13 protein-coding genes are annotated in these 14,551 nt (G+C 61.7%); 10 read left to right on the top strand and 3 right to left on the bottom strand.

The genetic code is table 11. From position 1 onward, the window contains the following. Positions 1-50 precede the first annotated feature (50 nt). The 3 genes from ACIOMR_RS15900 to tldD are packed head-to-tail and all read left to right on the top strand — an operon-like array spanning position 51 to position 6,222. Positions 51-3,866 carry a YhdP family protein gene (locus ACIOMR_RS15900; RefSeq protein WP_401195130.1) on the top strand — a complete coding sequence of 1,272 codons (3,816 nt, stop codon included), beginning with the start codon at positions 51-53 and terminating at the stop codon, positions 3,864-3,866. A gap of 48 nt (positions 3,867-3,914) precedes the next feature. Continuing rightward, positions 3,915-4,763, top strand: a complete 849-nt coding sequence (locus ACIOMR_RS15905) for a carbon-nitrogen hydrolase family protein (protein WP_008437218.1) — start codon at positions 3,915-3,917, stop codon at positions 4,761-4,763. Between the two features lie 16 nt (positions 4,764-4,779). Next, positions 4,780-6,222: a metalloprotease TldD gene (tldD, locus tag ACIOMR_RS15910; RefSeq protein ID WP_010170608.1), complete on the top strand. Its 1,443-nt coding sequence runs from the start codon at positions 4,780-4,782 to the stop codon at positions 6,220-6,222. 45 nt (positions 6,223-6,267) lie between these two features. Here tldD and yjgA read toward each other — a convergent pair whose 3' ends face one another. Then, entirely contained in the window at positions 6,268-6,789 is a 522-nt protein-coding gene (gene yjgA, locus ACIOMR_RS15915) for a ribosome biogenesis factor YjgA (RefSeq protein ID WP_401195133.1), read from the bottom strand. 96 nt (positions 6,790-6,885) lie between these two features. Between yjgA and pmbA the strand changes: the two genes are divergently transcribed. The 6 genes from pmbA to ACIOMR_RS15945 all read left to right on the top strand — a co-directional run bounded on the left by pmbA (position 6,886) and on the right by ACIOMR_RS15945 (position 12,167). Further along, positions 6,886-8,244 carry a metalloprotease PmbA gene (pmbA, locus tag ACIOMR_RS15920; RefSeq protein ID WP_401195136.1) on the top strand — a complete coding sequence of 453 codons (1,359 nt, stop codon included), beginning with the start codon at positions 6,886-6,888 and terminating at the stop codon, positions 8,242-8,244. Positions 8,245-8,393: 149 nt separating this feature from the next. Next, entirely contained in the window at positions 8,394-8,789 is a 396-nt protein-coding gene (locus tag ACIOMR_RS15925) for a hypothetical protein (RefSeq protein WP_008434319.1), read from the top strand. Further along, positions 8,782-10,158 carry an aspartate ammonia-lyase gene (locus tag ACIOMR_RS15930; RefSeq protein ID WP_008434316.1) on the top strand — a complete coding sequence of 459 codons (1,377 nt, stop codon included), beginning with the start codon at positions 8,782-8,784 and terminating at the stop codon, positions 10,156-10,158. The genes ACIOMR_RS15925 and ACIOMR_RS15930 overlap by 8 nt, the downstream gene beginning before the upstream one ends. A gap of 27 nt (positions 10,159-10,185) precedes the next feature. Continuing rightward, complete coding sequence (locus tag ACIOMR_RS15935; RefSeq protein WP_003216099.1) at positions 10,186-10,629, top strand: hypothetical protein; 444 nt, start codon at positions 10,186-10,188, stop codon at positions 10,627-10,629. Between the two features lies 1 nt (position 10,630). Then, positions 10,631-11,242 carry a superoxide dismutase gene (locus tag ACIOMR_RS15940; protein WP_003216101.1) on the top strand — a complete coding sequence of 204 codons (612 nt, stop codon included), beginning with the start codon at positions 10,631-10,633 and terminating at the stop codon, positions 11,240-11,242. 31 nt (positions 11,243-11,273) lie between these two features. Then, on the top strand, positions 11,274-12,167 hold the full coding sequence (locus tag ACIOMR_RS15945; RefSeq protein ID WP_401195141.1) for a ZIP family metal transporter: 894 nt from the start codon (positions 11,274-11,276) through the stop codon (positions 12,165-12,167). 13 nt (positions 12,168-12,180) lie between these two features. Here ACIOMR_RS15945 and ACIOMR_RS15950 read toward each other — a convergent pair whose 3' ends face one another. Then, a complete protein-coding gene (locus ACIOMR_RS15950; protein ID WP_401195144.1) occupies positions 12,181-13,131 on the bottom strand; it encodes a GlxA family transcriptional regulator in 951 nt (316 codons plus the stop codon). Positions 13,132-13,245: 114 nt separating this feature from the next. On the opposite strand from ACIOMR_RS15950, the gene ACIOMR_RS15955 reads away from it, so the two are divergent. Then, on the top strand, positions 13,246-14,247 hold the full coding sequence (locus tag ACIOMR_RS15955; protein ID WP_401195147.1) for an SLAC1 anion channel family protein: 1,002 nt from the start codon (positions 13,246-13,248) through the stop codon (positions 14,245-14,247). A gap of 20 nt (positions 14,248-14,267) precedes the next feature. Here the strand turns inward: ACIOMR_RS15955 and ACIOMR_RS15960 are convergent, their stop codons facing one another. After that, on the bottom strand, positions 14,268-14,540 hold the full coding sequence (locus ACIOMR_RS15960; RefSeq protein WP_003216108.1) for an HPr family phosphocarrier protein: 273 nt from the start codon (positions 14,538-14,540) through the stop codon (positions 14,268-14,270). Positions 14,541-14,551 lie beyond the last annotated feature (11 nt).

Here is a 14,551-nt window from a genome sequence, read left to right on the forward strand (position 1 = left end):
GGGCAGGCCTTGATCTGCCGTCCGACTATTGCCTTTGAGGGTCGCCTGACATGGAGCGTCTGATACGCTTTTTTGCCGCATTGACCCGCTGGGGCCTCGGCCTGTGCGCCTTGCTGCTGGTATTGGCGGCGGTGTACGTGAGCCTGGGCCGTGAATTGACGCCGTTGGTGGCGGAATACCGTGGCGAAATCGAGGCCAAGGCGCGTACTGCGCTGGATATGCCCGTGAACATCGGCAGCCTGGAAGGGCGCTGGAGTGGCTTCGCGCCGGTATTGTTGGCTCACGACGTGATGGTCGGCGAGGGCAGCAGCGCCCTGCGCCTGGACCAGGTGCAAGTGGTGCCGGATATCTGGGCCAGCCTGCTGGCGCGTGAAGTGCGCATTGCCCACCTGGAAGTCAGCGGCCTGCAAGTCAGCGTGAAGGAAGACCAGGACGGCCACTGGGCGCTGCAAGGCCTGCCGGTGCAGGATGACCAGCCGCTGGATCCCGAACAACTGCTGACGCGCCTGCAAATGGTCGGGCAGGTTTCATTGCTCGACAGCCAGGTGACGCTGCAGCCGTTCGACCAGGCTCCGCTGACCTTGACCTATGTCGGCGTGAGCCTGCAGACCGGCGCCAACCGCCAGCGCCTGGACGCGCGCCTGACCCTGCCCGACGGCCAGCCCCTGGCGTTGAACCTGCGCACCCGAATCCGCGCCAGCCAGTGGAAAGACGGCGAAGCCGAGGCTTACCTGAGCTTGCCCCAGAGTGACTGGGCAAAATGGATCCCGGCAAAACTGACCCAGCAATGGAAACTTTCCGAACTCAAGGCTGGCGGCGAATTCTGGCTGACCTGGGCCAAGGGCACCGTGCAAAGCGCCGCCGTGCGCCTCAACGCCCCGCAGCTCAAGGGCAGCTATGCCGATCGCAAGCCGACTCATATTGAGAACCTGGCCCTCACTGCGTACCTGCAACGCAGTGACAGCGGCCTCAAGGTGCTGTTTGACTCGCTCGCAATGAACCTCGGCGACACCCGCTGGGAATCGCGCCTGCAACTGCAGCAAACCCTGGCCACCGACAAGGCCCAGGAAGTCTGGAACCTGCAGGCCGATCGCCTCGACCTGACGCCGATCACGCCATTGCTGCACGCCTTGGCACCCTTGCCGGAAGCCGTGGCCACCACCCTGGATCATCTGAAGGCCACCGGCACGCTGCGAAACGTGTTGCTGGATTATCGGCCTCAAGACACCACCGACCAGCGCGTGAGCTTCGCGGCCAACCTCGACCGTATTGGTTTCGACGCTTACTTCGGCGCGCCGGCCGCCCGCAATGTCAGCGGCAGCATCAGCGGTGACCTGGGCAAGGGTGAGCTGCGCATGGATAGCAAGGATTTCTCCTTGCACCTGTTTCCGATCTTCGCCAAGCCCTGGCAGTACATCCAGGCCAACGCCCGCCTGACGTGGAAGCTCGACAAGGAAGGCTTCACCCTGATCGCGCCGTATATCAAGGTGCTGGGCGAGGAGGGCAAGGTCGCCGCCGACTTCCTGATTCGCCTGCATTTCGACCATAGCCAGGAAGACTACATGGACCTGCGGGTCGGTATGGTCGACGGCGATGGCCGCTTCACCCCCAAATACCTGCCGGCGGTGTTGAGCCCGGCACTCGATGAGTGGCTGCGCACTGCGATTCTCAAGGGTGCAGTGGACGAGGGCTTCTTCCAGTACCAAGGCTCGCTGAACCACGACGCACTGCCTGCCTCGCGCAATATCAGCCTGTTCTTCAAGGTGCATGATGCCGAGCTGGCATTCCAGCCGGGCTGGCCGCACGTGAGCAAGGTCAAGGGTGAAGTGTTTGTCGAGGAAAGCGGCGTGCGCATCCTGGCCAGCAAGGGCCAGCTGCTCGACACCAAGGTCAATGATATCTACGTCAACATTCCCCACGCCCCCGAAGGCAAGGACAGCCACCTGCTGCTCACCGGCAACTTTGCCGGTGGCCTGGGCGATGGCCTGAAAATCCTTCAGGAAGCGCCGATCGGCACCGCCTCGACCTTCGCCGGCTGGAAAGGCGAGGGCGACCTGCAAGGCAAGCTGGACCTGGATATTCCCCTGGCCAAGGGCGCCGATCCCAAGATCGTGGTGGATTTCAAGACCGACAAGTCCCGCCTGCAACTGGCCGAGCCTACGCTGGACCTGAGCCAGCTCAAGGGTGATTTCCGCTTCGACAGCGCCAAGGGCCTGAGTGGCCAGAACATCAGCGCCCAGGCCTTCGACCGACCGATCACCGCGCAGATTTTCGCCGATGGCAAGCCAGGCGACCTCAACACCCGCGTCACCGCGAAAGGGCAGGTGACCGTCAAGCGGCTGACTGACTGGCTGAAGGTCAGCCAGCCGTTGCCGGTGTCCGGCGATATCCCCTACCAATTGCAGCTCAACCTCGATGGCGCCGACAGCCAGTTGATGGTCAGCTCCAATCTCAAGGGCGTGGCCGTGGACCTGCCGGCGCCGTTCGGCATGCCGGCGAGCCAGGGCCGCGACAGTGTGTTCCGCATGACCTTGCAGGGTAAGGAGCGCCGTTACTGGTTCGATTATGGCGAGTTGGGCAGCTTCACCTTCGCCGCCCCGGCGGACAATTTCGCCGACGGCCGGGGTGAGCTGTTCCTGGGAGATGGCGATGCGGTGTTGCCGGCCGGCAAGGGCTTGCGAATCCGCGGCGTGTTGTCGGAGCTGGATATCGACCCCTGGAAAAAGCTCGTGGACCGCTACGCCGGCAACGACCCGGGTGGCAGTGCCAAGCAGTTGTTGAGCGGGGCCGATTTCAAGGTCGGCAAGCTGACCGGTTTCGGCACCCAGTTCGACCAGGTCAGCTTGCAGCTGGACCGCAAACCCGCTGCCTGGGGCTTGCAGTTCGACAGCCAGCAGGCCAAGGGTACCGTGGGGTTGCCGGACGCCAAGGGCGCGCCGATTGCAGTCAACCTGCAGTACGTGAAGCTGCCTGCGGTGGATCCGACCGTGCAGGCGGATGAAAATGCGCCGGACCCATTGGCTGATGTTGATCCCAAGGATATTCCCGCGCTGGATATCTCGATTGCCCAGTTGTTCCAGGGCCCGGACCTGGTAGGTGCCTGGTCTCTGAAAGTTCGCCCGACCACCAGGGGCATGGCGTTCAACAGCCTGAACCTGGGGCTCAAGGGCATGGTGCTCCAGGGCGCCGGCGGTTGGGAAGGTGCACCCGGTGCCAGCAGCAGTTGGTACAAGGGCCGCCTCGATGGCAAGAACATTGGCGACGTGCTCAAGGGCTGGGGATTTGCGCCGAGCGTGACCAGCGAAGATTTTCACGTGGACGTGGACGGCCGCTGGCCGGGTTCGCCGGCCTGGGTAGGTCCCAAGCGTTTCTCCGGCAGCCTGGACGCCAGTTTCCGCAAAGGCCAGTTTGTTGAAGTGGACGGCGGTGCGCAGGCCCTGCGGGTGTTTGGCTTGCTGAACTTCAACTCCATCGGTCGCCGGCTGCGCCTGGACTTCTCGGACTTGCTTGGCAAGGGCTTGAGTTATGACCGGGTCAAGGGCTTGCTGGCCGCCAGTAACGGCGTGTTTGTAACCCGTGAGCCGATCACCATGACCGGCCCGTCGAGTAACCTGGAGATCAACGGCACCCTGGACCTGGTGGCAGACCGCGTCGATGCCAAGTTGCTGGTGACGCTGCCGGTCACCAACAACCTGCCGATTGCTGCTTTGATCGTCGGCGCCCCGGCCATTGGCGGGGCGCTGTTCCTGATCGACAAGCTGATTGGCGACCGTGTTTCGCGTTTCGCCAGCGTGCAGTACAAGGTAGAAGGCCCGTGGAAGGACCCGAAAATCACCTTCGACAAGCCATTTGAAAAGCCAAACTGAGTACCTGTGGAGTAGCATGGCCTCATGCCTTTTCTGGAGTGTGGGCCCATGTCCTTTGCGGTAATTCAAATGGTCAGCCAAAGCGATGTGCTGGCCAACCTGGCTCAGGCTCGGCGCCTGCTGGAGCAAGCGGCGGCGGGCGGTGCAAGGCTTGCGGTACTCCCGGAAAACTTCGCCGCCATGGGCCGTCGCGATGTGGCCGATATCGGTCGCGCCGAGGCCTTGGGCGAAGGTCCGATCCTGCCATGGTTGAAACAGACCGCCCGCGACCTCACCTTATGGATAGTGGCCGGCACTTTGCCGCTGCCCCCAAAGGATCAGCCGAACGCCAAGTCCAATGCCTGCTCGCTGCTGATCGATGATCAGGGCGAAATCGTTGCCCGCTACGACAAGCTGCACCTGTTCGATGTCGATGTGGCCGATGCCCGGGGTCGTTATCGTGAATCCGATGACTATGCTCATGGTAGCCAGGTGGTCGTGGCGGATACGCCGGTCGGCCGCCTGGGGCTGACGGTGTGTTACGACTTGCGCTTCCCGGAGCTATACAGCGAATTGCGCGCTGCGGGTGCCGAGTTGATCACCGCGCCCTCGGCCTTTACAGCGGTAACCGGCGCCGCGCACTGGGATGTGCTGATCCGTGCGCGTGCCATCGAGACCCAGTGCTACCTGCTGGCGGCCGCCCAGGGTGGCGTGCATCCGGGGCCCAGGGAAACCTTCGGGCATGCAGCGATCATCGACCCATGGGGGCGCGTGCTGGCACAACAGGATCAAGGCGAGGCGGTGTTGTTGGCCGAACGCGATAGCAGCGAACAGGCGTCGATACGGACGCGCATGCCGGTGGCGGGCCACCGGCGCTTTTTCTCGCAGGGCGCACAGCGACCTGCTTCAGAACGATGAATTTAAGGCCAAACCTATGAGCGAGTTGTTGTCCTCAGTCAGTGAACACCTCCTGGCGCCTGGTGGCGTGACCATCGAAAGCTTGCAAACGGTCCTCGGCGATCTGGCCGGGCCAGGCATCGACGCTGCGGACCTGTATTTCCAGGGGCAGATTTCCGAGTCCTGGGCCCTGGAAGACGGGATCGTCAAGGAAGGCAGCTTCAACCTCGACCAAGGCGTGGGTGTGCGTGCGCAGTCCGGTGAAAAAACCGGCTTTGCCTACAGCAACGCCATCACCCTGGAAGCCCTGGGGCTGGCGGCTCGCGCAGCGCGTTCGATCTCCCGTGCCGGGCAAAACGGCACGGTGCAGGCGTTCAGCACCCAGGACGTGGCCCAGCTGTATGCCCCGGATAACCCATTGGAAGTGATCAGCCGCGCCGAAAAGGTCGAGCTGCTCAAGCGTGTGGACGCGGCGACCCGCGCCCTGGATCCGCGTATCCAGCAAGTCACCGTAAGCATGGCCGGGGTGTGGGAACGCATCCTCGTGGCCTCCACCGATGGCGGCCTGGCGGCGGATGTGCGGCCGCTGGTGCGCTTCAATGTCAGCGTGATCGTCGAACAGAATGGCCGTCGCGAGCGCGGTGGCCACGGCGGCGGCGGGCGTACCGACTACCGTTATTTCCTCACCGAAGACCGCGCCATGGGGTATGCCCGTGAAGCGTTGCGCCAGGCCCTGGTCAATCTGGAAGCAATTCCGGCCCCGGCGGGTACGTTGCCGGTGGTATTGGGCTCTGGCTGGTCCGGCGTGCTGCTGCATGAAGCGGTGGGCCACGGCCTGGAAGGTGATTTCAACCGCAAGGGCAGTTCCGCCTACAGCGGGCGCATGGGCGAGATGGTTGCGTCCAAGCTCTGCACCATCGTCGATGACGGTACCCTGGCCGGGCGTCGCGGTTCGTTGAGCGTCGATGACGAAGGCACCCCGACCGAGTGCACCACACTGATCGAAAACGGTGTGCTCAAGGGCTACATGCAAGACAAGCTCAACGCGCGCCTGATGGGCGTGGCTCGCACCGGTAACGGTCGTCGCGAGTCCTACGCGCACCTGCCGATGCCGCGCATGACCAACACTTACATGCTCGGCGGCGAAAGCGATCCGGCCGAAATCATCGCCTCGGTGAAACGCGGCATCTACTGCGCCAACCTCGGTGGTGGGCAGGTGGACATCACCAGCGGCAAGTTCGTGTTCTCCACCAGCGAGGCGTATTTGATCGAAGACGGCAAGATCACCGCGCCGGTCAAGGGTGCAACGTTGATTGGCAACGGCCCGGAAGCCATGAGCAAGGTGTCGATGGTCGGTAACGACCTGTCGCTGGACAGCGGTGTGGGGACGTGCGGCAAGGATGGTCAGTCGGTGCCGGTGGGTGTCGGCCAGCCAACCTTGAAAATCGATGCGATCACCGTGGGTGGCACGGGGTCGTAAGAACGGGAGCTTCGGGTGGCGAAGGCCGCCACCCGGGGAAGAGGGTCAGCGCAGGCCGCGTTGAATATCGTCCAGCTCACGGATGTATTTGAAGATTTTTCGGCTGGAGGCCGGTGGCTTGCTTTGCGCCAGTTCGTGCTGGGCCTGACGGATCAGGGAGCGCAATTGTTGGCGATCGGCATCCGGGTACTCGATGACGAACTTCTCCAGTACCGCGTCATCGCCAGCGATCAGGCGATCACGCCAGCGTTCCAGGTTATGGAAGCGCTCGTTGTACTGGCGAGTGGAGGCATCGAGTTGATCGAGCAACGTCAGAATGGCGTCAGTGTCCTGGTCGCGCATCAGTTTGCCGATGAACATGAGGTGCCGTTTACGCGCGATATTCGCGGTGTGCTTGGGCGCATCGTTCAGAGCCCGGCGCAGGGCGTCGGTCAATGGCAGTTTTGCACACAAGTCAGGCTTGAGTGTTGTAAGGCGCTCGCCGAGGTCAACCAGAGCATGCAGCTCGCGTTTGACCTGAGATTTGCTTTTCTCCCCATCGAGGGAGTCGTCGTAAGAATCAACCATGGTGGCAGTCCGCAAAGAAACGCCGCCATGATAACCAGTCGGGGGCCGCTTGTCCGGCCCGGTCGCTAGAAGGCCTTAACCGAAAGCAGAATTTGAGTGGAGAAAAACAAGAGTGCAGCCCAAAGCGTCGGTCCGCAAGCGTTACCGGCACTGCAGGAACAAGTCGAGCAGATCATTGCCGAGGCCAAGCGCCAGGGGGCCAGTGCCTGTGAAGTGGCGGTGTCCCTGGAGCAGGGGTTGTCGACTTCGGTGCGCCAGCGGGAAGTGGAAACCGTCGAATTCAACCGCGACCAGGGGTTTGGCATCACCTTGTACGTGGGCCAGCGCAAGGGCTCGGCCAGCACTTCTGCCAGCGGCCCGGAAGCGATTCGCGAAACCGTTGCAGCAGCACTGGCGATTGCCAAGCACACCTCCGAAGATGAAAGCTCCGGCCTGGCTGATGCAGCCCTGATGGCTCGGGACTTGAAGGATTTTGACCTGTTCCATGCCTGGGACATCACCCCGGAACAGGCTATTGAACAGGCTTTGACCTGTGAAGCGGCGGCATTCGATGCCGACAGCCGGATCAAGAACGCCGATGGCACCACCTTGAGTACTCATCAGGGTTGCCGCGTATACGGCAACAGCCACGGTTTTATCGGCGGTTATGCCTCGACGCGTCACAGCCTGAGTTGCGTGATGATCGCCGAAGCCAACGGCCAGATGCAGCGTGATTACTGGTACGACGTGAACCGCCAGGGCGAATTGCTGATGGACCCGGTACTCATCGGCCAGCGCGCCGCGCAGCGTGCTGCCAGCCGCCTGGGCGCGCGCCCGGTGCCGACCTGTGAAGTGCCGGTGTTGTTCTCGGCGGAACTGGCCGGTGGTTTGTTCGGCAGTTTCCTTGGGGCGATTTCCGGCGGCAACCTGTACCGCAAGTCGTCGTTCCTGGAAGGCGCGATTGGCCAGAAGCTGTTCCCGGAATGGCTGACCATCGATGAGCGCCCGCACCTGATGCGCGCCATGGGCAGTTCGTCGTTTGACGGTGATGGCCTGGCCACCTATGCCAAGCCATTCGTCGAGAACGGTGAGCTGGTGTCCTATGTGCTGGGCACCTACGCCGGTCGCAAACTCGGCCTGCCAAGCACCGCCAACTCCGGTGGCGTACACAACCTGTTCATCACCCATGGCGATGAAGACCAGGCGGCGCTGTTGCGGCGCATGGGCCGTGGCTTGCTGGTCACCGAGTTGATGGGCCATGGCCTGAATATGGTCACGGGTGATTACTCCCGTGGTGCGGCGGGTTTCTGGGTGGAAAACGGCGAAATCCAGTTCGCCGTGCAGGAAGTGACCATCGCGGGCAACATGCGTGACATGTTCAAGCAGATTGTCGCGGTGGGTAATGACCTGGAACTGCGCAGCAACATCCGCACCGGTTCGGTGTTGATCGAAAAGATGACCGTCGCCGGCAGCTAGTCCGCCGACAGACGCCATAAAGAAGGCGCGCCACCCATTGGGTGGCGCGCCTTTTTTTGTGCCTGGAATTCCGAGTGATTCCCTCAGGCTCTTGTTTTGATTCTCAATATCATTTAATAATAAATATCATTACCGAATGAGTGTGGATCATGAGTTCTGTCCTGCATGAGGATCCCTACCTGGAAAGCTGGCGTTGGATGAGTCGTCAGATTCGTTGCGGCCTTGCTCCCGACGAGCCCCGCCTGATCGAACATTATCTGGCCGAAGGCCGGTACCTCGCCTGTTGCACTGCGACCCACCCGTGGACCATCGGCGAAACCTCATTCCGCCTGCTGCTGGACACCGCCTCCGACATCGCCTTGCCCTGGCACTGGCGGTCCATGTGCCTGGACCAGGCCTGGCGCCCGTTGCGCGACCTGGAAAAACTTTCCCACTGTGCCTGCCGCCTCAAGCGCTGGCAGACCTTTGCCTGGCAATTGGCGACCTGCGAATTGCTGCCATCGATTTCTCACTCTGACCTGGTGCAAGGATCTTCCGATGAGTAACACCCGTATCGAACGCGACAGCATGGGCGAACTGCAAGTGCCCGCCGAAGCCTTGTATGGCGCGCAAACCCAGCGTGCGGTGAACAACTTTCCCATCAGCCACCAGCGCATGCCGGCGCAGTTCATTCGTGCGTTGATCCTGGCCAAGGCTGCCGCCGCTAAAGCCAACGTCGAGCTGAAACAACTGAGCGAAGCCCAGGGCAAGGCCATCGTTGATGCCGCCCAAGGCTTGCTGGAAGGCGATTTCATGCAGCATTTCCCGGTGGATATCTTCCAGACCGGTTCCGGCACCAGCTCCAACATGAACGCCAACGAAGTGATTGCGACCCTCGCCAGCCGCTTGCTGGGCGAGCCGGTCAACCCTAACGATCACGTCAACTGCGGCCAGAGCAGCAATGACATCATCCCGACCACCATTCACGTCAGTGCGGCGCTGGTGCTGCACGAACAGACCCTGCCGGCGCTGCTGCACCTGGTCCAGGTGATCGAGCACAAGGCCGAGGAGGTGCACCGTTTCGTCAAGACCGGTCGGACGCATCTGATGGACGCCATGCCGGTGCGCATGAGCCAGGTGCTCAATGGCTGGGCGCAGCAGCTCAAGGCCAATATCGGTCATCTGCAAGACCTGCTGCCGAGTTTGCAGGCGCTGGCCCAGGGTGGCACTGCAGTCGGCACCGGGATCAATGCGCATCCGGAGTTTGCAGCGCGCTTCAGCCAGCAACTGAGCAGCCTGACCCACGTCCAGTTCACCCCAGGCAAGAACCTGTTCGCGCTGATCGGCTCCCAGGACACGGCCGTCGCGGTCTCCGGGCAGCTCAAGACCACCGCCGTGTCCCTGATGAAAATCGCCAACGACCTGCGCTGGATGAACTCCGGTCCATTGGCGGGCCTTGGTGAAATCGAGCTGGAAGGCCTGCAGCCGGGCTCTTCGATCATGCCCGGCAAGGTCAACCCGGTGATCCCGGAAGCCACCGCCATGGTTGCCGCACAAGTCATCGGCAACGACACGGTGATTACCATCGCCGGCCAGTCCGGCAACTTCGAACTCAACGTGATGCTGCCGATCATTGCCCAGAACCTGCTCGGCAGCCTGGAGTTGCTGGCCAACTCCAGCCGCCTGCTGGCCGACAAGGCCATCGCCAGCTTCAAGGTCAACGAAGCCAAGCTCAAGGAAGCGCTGTCGCGCAATCCGATCCTGGTGACCGCACTCAACCCGATCATCGGTTACCAAAAGGCCGCCGAAATCGCCAAGAAGGCCTATCAACAAGGCCGTCCGGTGATTGATGTGGCGCTCGAACATACCGACTTGCCCCGCAGCCAACTGGAAATCCTGCTGGATCCGGAAAAGCTCACGGCCGGCGGCGTGTAATCACCGACCCTGCTTTGGAGGCTCACCATGGAGCACTGGAAACGCACGATCGAACGGGCCAATCGCTGCTTTATGGCGGGCGAGCTGGTAGATGCCCGCGAGGCCTACCTGCAAGCCCTGGCCCTGGCTCAAGTGTTGTTTGAGCGCTGGGCGGATGCCGACGAAGCGGTGGCGGCTTGCGTCATTTCCCATCACAACCTGGCCGACCTGCACTTGCGCCTGAACCAGCCGGAAGAAAGCGCGGAATACCTCTGCGCCATTCACCAGCGCCTGTTGCAGACCATGCAAGACACCCGTCTTAACCCGCTATTGCGGGAAGCGGCCCTGCGTCAGAGCAGCAAGACCTACGTCGAACTGCTGAATTTCATCAGCGATCACGGTGAGTACCCACGTACCCACCGCCTGCTGGGCAGCAACGTGGCGCCATCGGATGCGTCGACCCGCAACAGCCCTTTTTATGGAGCTCATTGATATGTCCTACACCTTGCCGGCCTTGCCTTACGCCTACGATGCCCTTGAACCGCATATCGACGCGCAAACCATGGAGATCCACTACACCAAGCACCACCAGACCTACATCAACAACCTCAACGCAGCCGTCGAAGGCACCGAGTTTGCCGCTTGGCCGGTGGAGAAACTGGTGTCCAGCGTCCAGCAACTGCCGGAAAAGCTCCGGGCGGCGGTGATCAACCAGGGCGGCGGCCACGCCAACCACTCGTTGTTCTGGGCTGTCATGTCGCCCAAGGGCGGCGGCAAGCCAGACGGCGCGCTGGGTAACGCCATCGACGAGCAGTTGGGCGGTTTCGACGCCTTCAAAGAGGCCTTCACCAAAGCTGCCTTGACCCGTTTCGGCAGCGGCTGGGCGTGGTTGAGCGTGACGCCGCAAAAGACCCTGGTGGTGGAAAGCAGCGGCAACCAGGACAGCCCGTTGATGAACGGCAATACGCCAATCCTCGGCCTGGACGTCTGGGAACACGCTTATTACCTGCTGTACCAGAACCGTCGTCCGGAATACATCAATGCGTTCTACAGCGTCATCAACTGGCCGGAAGTTGCCGGCCGCTACCAGGCTGCGCTGGGCTGAAACTCCTCTATAACAAGATCTAAGGCCGACTATGGGCACTGAAACACTGGCGATCAGCAGCGTGCGAATGTTTCGTTATGCGTTTGGCTCGCTGCTGCTATTGGCAGGAACTGCATTGCTGGTGGCCCAAGGGCTGGCCTGGCTTGACCTGGAACCGCGCATCCTGCGTGCCTTGCAGGGCGGGGCCATCTGCGCGCTCGGCACCGCCCTGGGTGCCGTGCCGGTACTGGTGATCCGCCGGATGCCATTGGCGGTGAGCGACACGCTGCTCGGCTTCGGTGCCGGGGTGATGTTGGCCGCTACGGCGTTTTCGCTGATCGTGCCGGGTATTGCGGCTGCCCAAAGCCTGGGGCTGACGCCATGGGGCGCCAGTGGATTGATCAGTTTCGGCATCATGCTGGGCGCGTTCGGGCTGTATCTGGTGGATCGCAAGGTCTCCGGCGCCACCCCGGAAATGCTCGTGGGCAGTCCGGAGCATCCGGTGATACCGCCGCGTATCTGGCTGTTTGTGTTCGCCATCATTGCCCACAACATTCCCGAAGGCATGGCCGTAGGTGTCTCGGCAGGCGGCGGCATGCCGGATGCCGACAGCCTCGCCATGGGTATCGCCTTGCAGGATGTGCCGGAGGGACTGGTGATTGCGTTGGTGCTGGCCGGGGCAGGGATGTCGCGGGTCAAGGCGTTCCTGATCGGCGCAGCGTCAGGTCTGGTGGAGCCGGTTTTTGCGGTGCTGTGTGCCTGGCTGGTGAGCCTGGCCCAGGTGCTGTTGCCGCTGGGGCTGGCGCTGGCGGCCGGGGCCATGCTGCTGGTGGTGACTCACGAAGTCATTCCCGAGTCGCGGCGCAATGGCCATGACAAGCTCGCCAGCCTGGGGCTGTGTATCGGGTTTTGCTTGATGATGGTGATGGATACGGCGTTGGGCTGAGGCTGTCGCGCTTCTACAAGAAGCGCTTGCGGTAGTCGCTGGGGGTAACGCCCAGGCGGCGAACGAAGGCGCGCCGGAACCCATCAACATTGGCATAGCCGACCTGATCGGCCAGGCGTTTGAGCGAGACATTCGAGCCTTCGATCAGCCGCCGTGCCTGGTCGATACGTGCCAGCTCCACGAACTCGGCAGGGGTGAATCCACCCTCGGCCTTGAATACCCGGGCAAAGTTGCGTTCGCTCATGTCAGCGCGCTGGGCCAGCAATGCCACGCTCAGGTCTGCGGCCAGGTTGTCGACGATATAGGTCTGTATCTGGCGAATGTTCGTGCGCTCTGCGGTCTGTGCCGCCAGTTGGGCGCTGAACTGTGACTGGCCGCCCGGCCGTTTGAAGTACATCACCATTTCCCTGGCCACACTGAGCGCCAAATCACGGCCGTGGTCCTCCTCGACTAACGCGAGCGCCAGATCCATACCGGCCGTCACACCGGCGGAGGTGTACAGGTTACCGTCGCGGATAAAAATGCTGTCCGGTTCGACCACGGCATCGGGGTATTGCCTGGCCAGCAATGCACTGGAATTCCAGTGCGTGGTGACGCGTCGCCCGACCAGCAAGCCAGCAGCCCCCAGCACAAAAGCGCCACTGCAAACCGAGCCTATCCGCCGCACGCGCGTGGCCTGGTAGCGTACCCAGTTCCGCAGGTGGGCGTCGTGTGCCACGTCATTCACGCTGGGGCTTCCAGCGATCAGCAGCGTATCGATAGCCCCCTTGAACGTCTCGATGGAGTCATCCGTGGCCAGGCGAAGCCCATTGGTTCCCTTGATCTGCCCGGCGACGGTACCGATGACCGAGATCCTGTATGCACGGGAATTACCCAATTGCCTGGCCGCTTCAGCGAACACATCGGCAGGGCCCACGACATCCAGCATTTGCACGCGGGGAAATGCCAGGAGGGCAATTCGCATGGTGTCGGTCTCCGTAGTGGAAATGGCTGAAATCGTCGTTAAGCGACACTATAGGACAGAGGGGAGGTAGGCGACACTGTCCGTCACGTGCTTTATCGTCAACCGGAGACCCGCATGAGCATCTGTAACGCGCCACTTCCCCCCTTCGCTGTCGAATCGAGCGAGCGGTCGGGGTCCATCAAGAATCTTCCCATCAATTTGTTTGGCGCCGTGATGGGGTTGGCCGGCCTGAGCCTGGCCTGGCAGTCCGCCAGTGAATATGTGGCTTACGCGCAAATGATCGGAGCGGTCATTGGTGGGTTTGCCATTCTGGTGTTTACCGCACTGGTGGCGGGGTATCTCACCAAATGGGTTCAATACCCTGCGGCGGTCAAAGCCGAGTTCAATCACCCGATATCAGGAAATTTCTTTGGCACGGTGACGATCGCGTTGCTGCTGCTGTCGGCAGTCGTAGGCTCAGCTAGCACCCTGATCAGCCAGGGGCTTTGGATGTTGGGTAGCCTGCTGACCATGATCCTGGCGGCAATTGTGCTCTCGCGACTGTTGTCCGGTAATCAGGAGTCGCAATATGCGGTGCCTGCCTGGCTGATCCCGGGGGTGGCGGCGCTCGACATCGCGGTGACAGGTGCCCACATGCCCATGGCGTGGGCATACGAGTTCAATCTGTTCGCGATGGCGGTAGGGAGTGTGATTGCGCTGGTGTTCTTCACGCGAATTTTTTCACGTCTGGTTCACGAGCCGGTGATGGCCAAAGGTATGACACCTTCGCTGATGATACTTATCGCCCCCTTTGAAGTCGGCTTTCTGGCTTACACCAACTTCTTTGGCAGCGTCGACTACTTTGCCAGCGTGCTCTTCTACTTTGGCCTGTTCCTGTTTGGGGTGCTGGCATTCAAAGTATTCCGTCAGGCCGCGCCTTTTTCTCCTGCCTGGTGGGCAATCAGCTTTCCGATTGCGGCATTGAGCAACGCTGCGTTGAAATATGCCGATGCCAAAGGAGGCGTGATCCTGGAAGCGATTGCCTATCTGATCCTGGCTTTCCTGACGATCGCCCTGGCCGTACTGACGGTCAAGACGTTGAAGATTCTGTTCAACGGCAAACTGCTGTCCAACTGACGCAGGGGAGGGGCGATTACCTACTCGCCCTCATCAAAGAAATTATTGATCAACGCTACCAGGGCATCCATCGCTTCCTGCTCTTGCTCGCCTTCGGTCTTCAAATGAATCTTCGTGCCCTTGCCCGCAGCCAGCATCATCATGGCCATGATGCTTTTGCCGTCGACCATGGATTCCGGGGTACGCCCGGCGCGGATCTGGCAAGGGAACTGCCCGGCGACGCCGACGAACTTGGCCGAGGCCCGGGCGTGCAGGCCCAGCTTGTTGATGATTTCAATTTCCAGAGCGGGCATCGCGGGGGTGT

The organism is Pseudomonas sp. NPDC087814 (assembly GCF_044742865.1).
In the GTDB taxonomy this organism is placed as follows: Bacteria; Pseudomonadota; Gammaproteobacteria; order Pseudomonadales; family Pseudomonadaceae; genus Aquipseudomonas.

Excerpts from the sequence above, each read along its gene's own strand:
- ACIOMR_RS15900 (WP_401195130.1), top strand. The coding sequence starts at position 51 with ATGGAGCGTCTGATACGCTTTTTTGCCGCATTGACCCGCTGGGGCCTC.
- ACIOMR_RS15905 (WP_008437218.1), top strand. The coding sequence starts at position 3,915 with ATGTCCTTTGCGGTAATTCAAATGGTCAGCCAAAGCGATGTGCTGGCC.
- tldD (WP_010170608.1), top strand. The coding sequence starts at position 4,780 with ATGAGCGAGTTGTTGTCCTCAGTCAGTGAACACCTCCTGGCGCCTGGT.
- yjgA (WP_401195133.1), bottom strand. The coding sequence starts at position 6,789 with ATGGTTGATTCTTACGACGACTCCCTCGATGGGGAGAAAAGCAAATCT.
- ACIOMR_RS15925 (WP_008434319.1), top strand. The coding sequence starts at position 8,394 with ATGAGTTCTGTCCTGCATGAGGATCCCTACCTGGAAAGCTGGCGTTGG.
- ACIOMR_RS15930 (WP_008434316.1), top strand. The coding sequence starts at position 8,782 with ATGAGTAACACCCGTATCGAACGCGACAGCATGGGCGAACTGCAAGTG.
- ACIOMR_RS15935 (WP_003216099.1), top strand. The coding sequence starts at position 10,186 with ATGGAGCACTGGAAACGCACGATCGAACGGGCCAATCGCTGCTTTATG.
- ACIOMR_RS15940 (WP_003216101.1), top strand. The coding sequence starts at position 10,631 with ATGTCCTACACCTTGCCGGCCTTGCCTTACGCCTACGATGCCCTTGAA.
- ACIOMR_RS15945 (WP_401195141.1), top strand. The coding sequence starts at position 11,274 with ATGGGCACTGAAACACTGGCGATCAGCAGCGTGCGAATGTTTCGTTAT.
- ACIOMR_RS15950 (WP_401195144.1), bottom strand. The coding sequence starts at position 13,131 with ATGCGAATTGCCCTCCTGGCATTTCCCCGCGTGCAAATGCTGGATGTC.
- ACIOMR_RS15955 (WP_401195147.1), top strand. The coding sequence starts at position 13,246 with ATGAGCATCTGTAACGCGCCACTTCCCCCCTTCGCTGTCGAATCGAGC.
- ACIOMR_RS15960 (WP_003216108.1), bottom strand. The coding sequence starts at position 14,540 with ATGCCCGCTCTGGAAATTGAAATCATCAACAAGCTGGGCCTGCACGCC.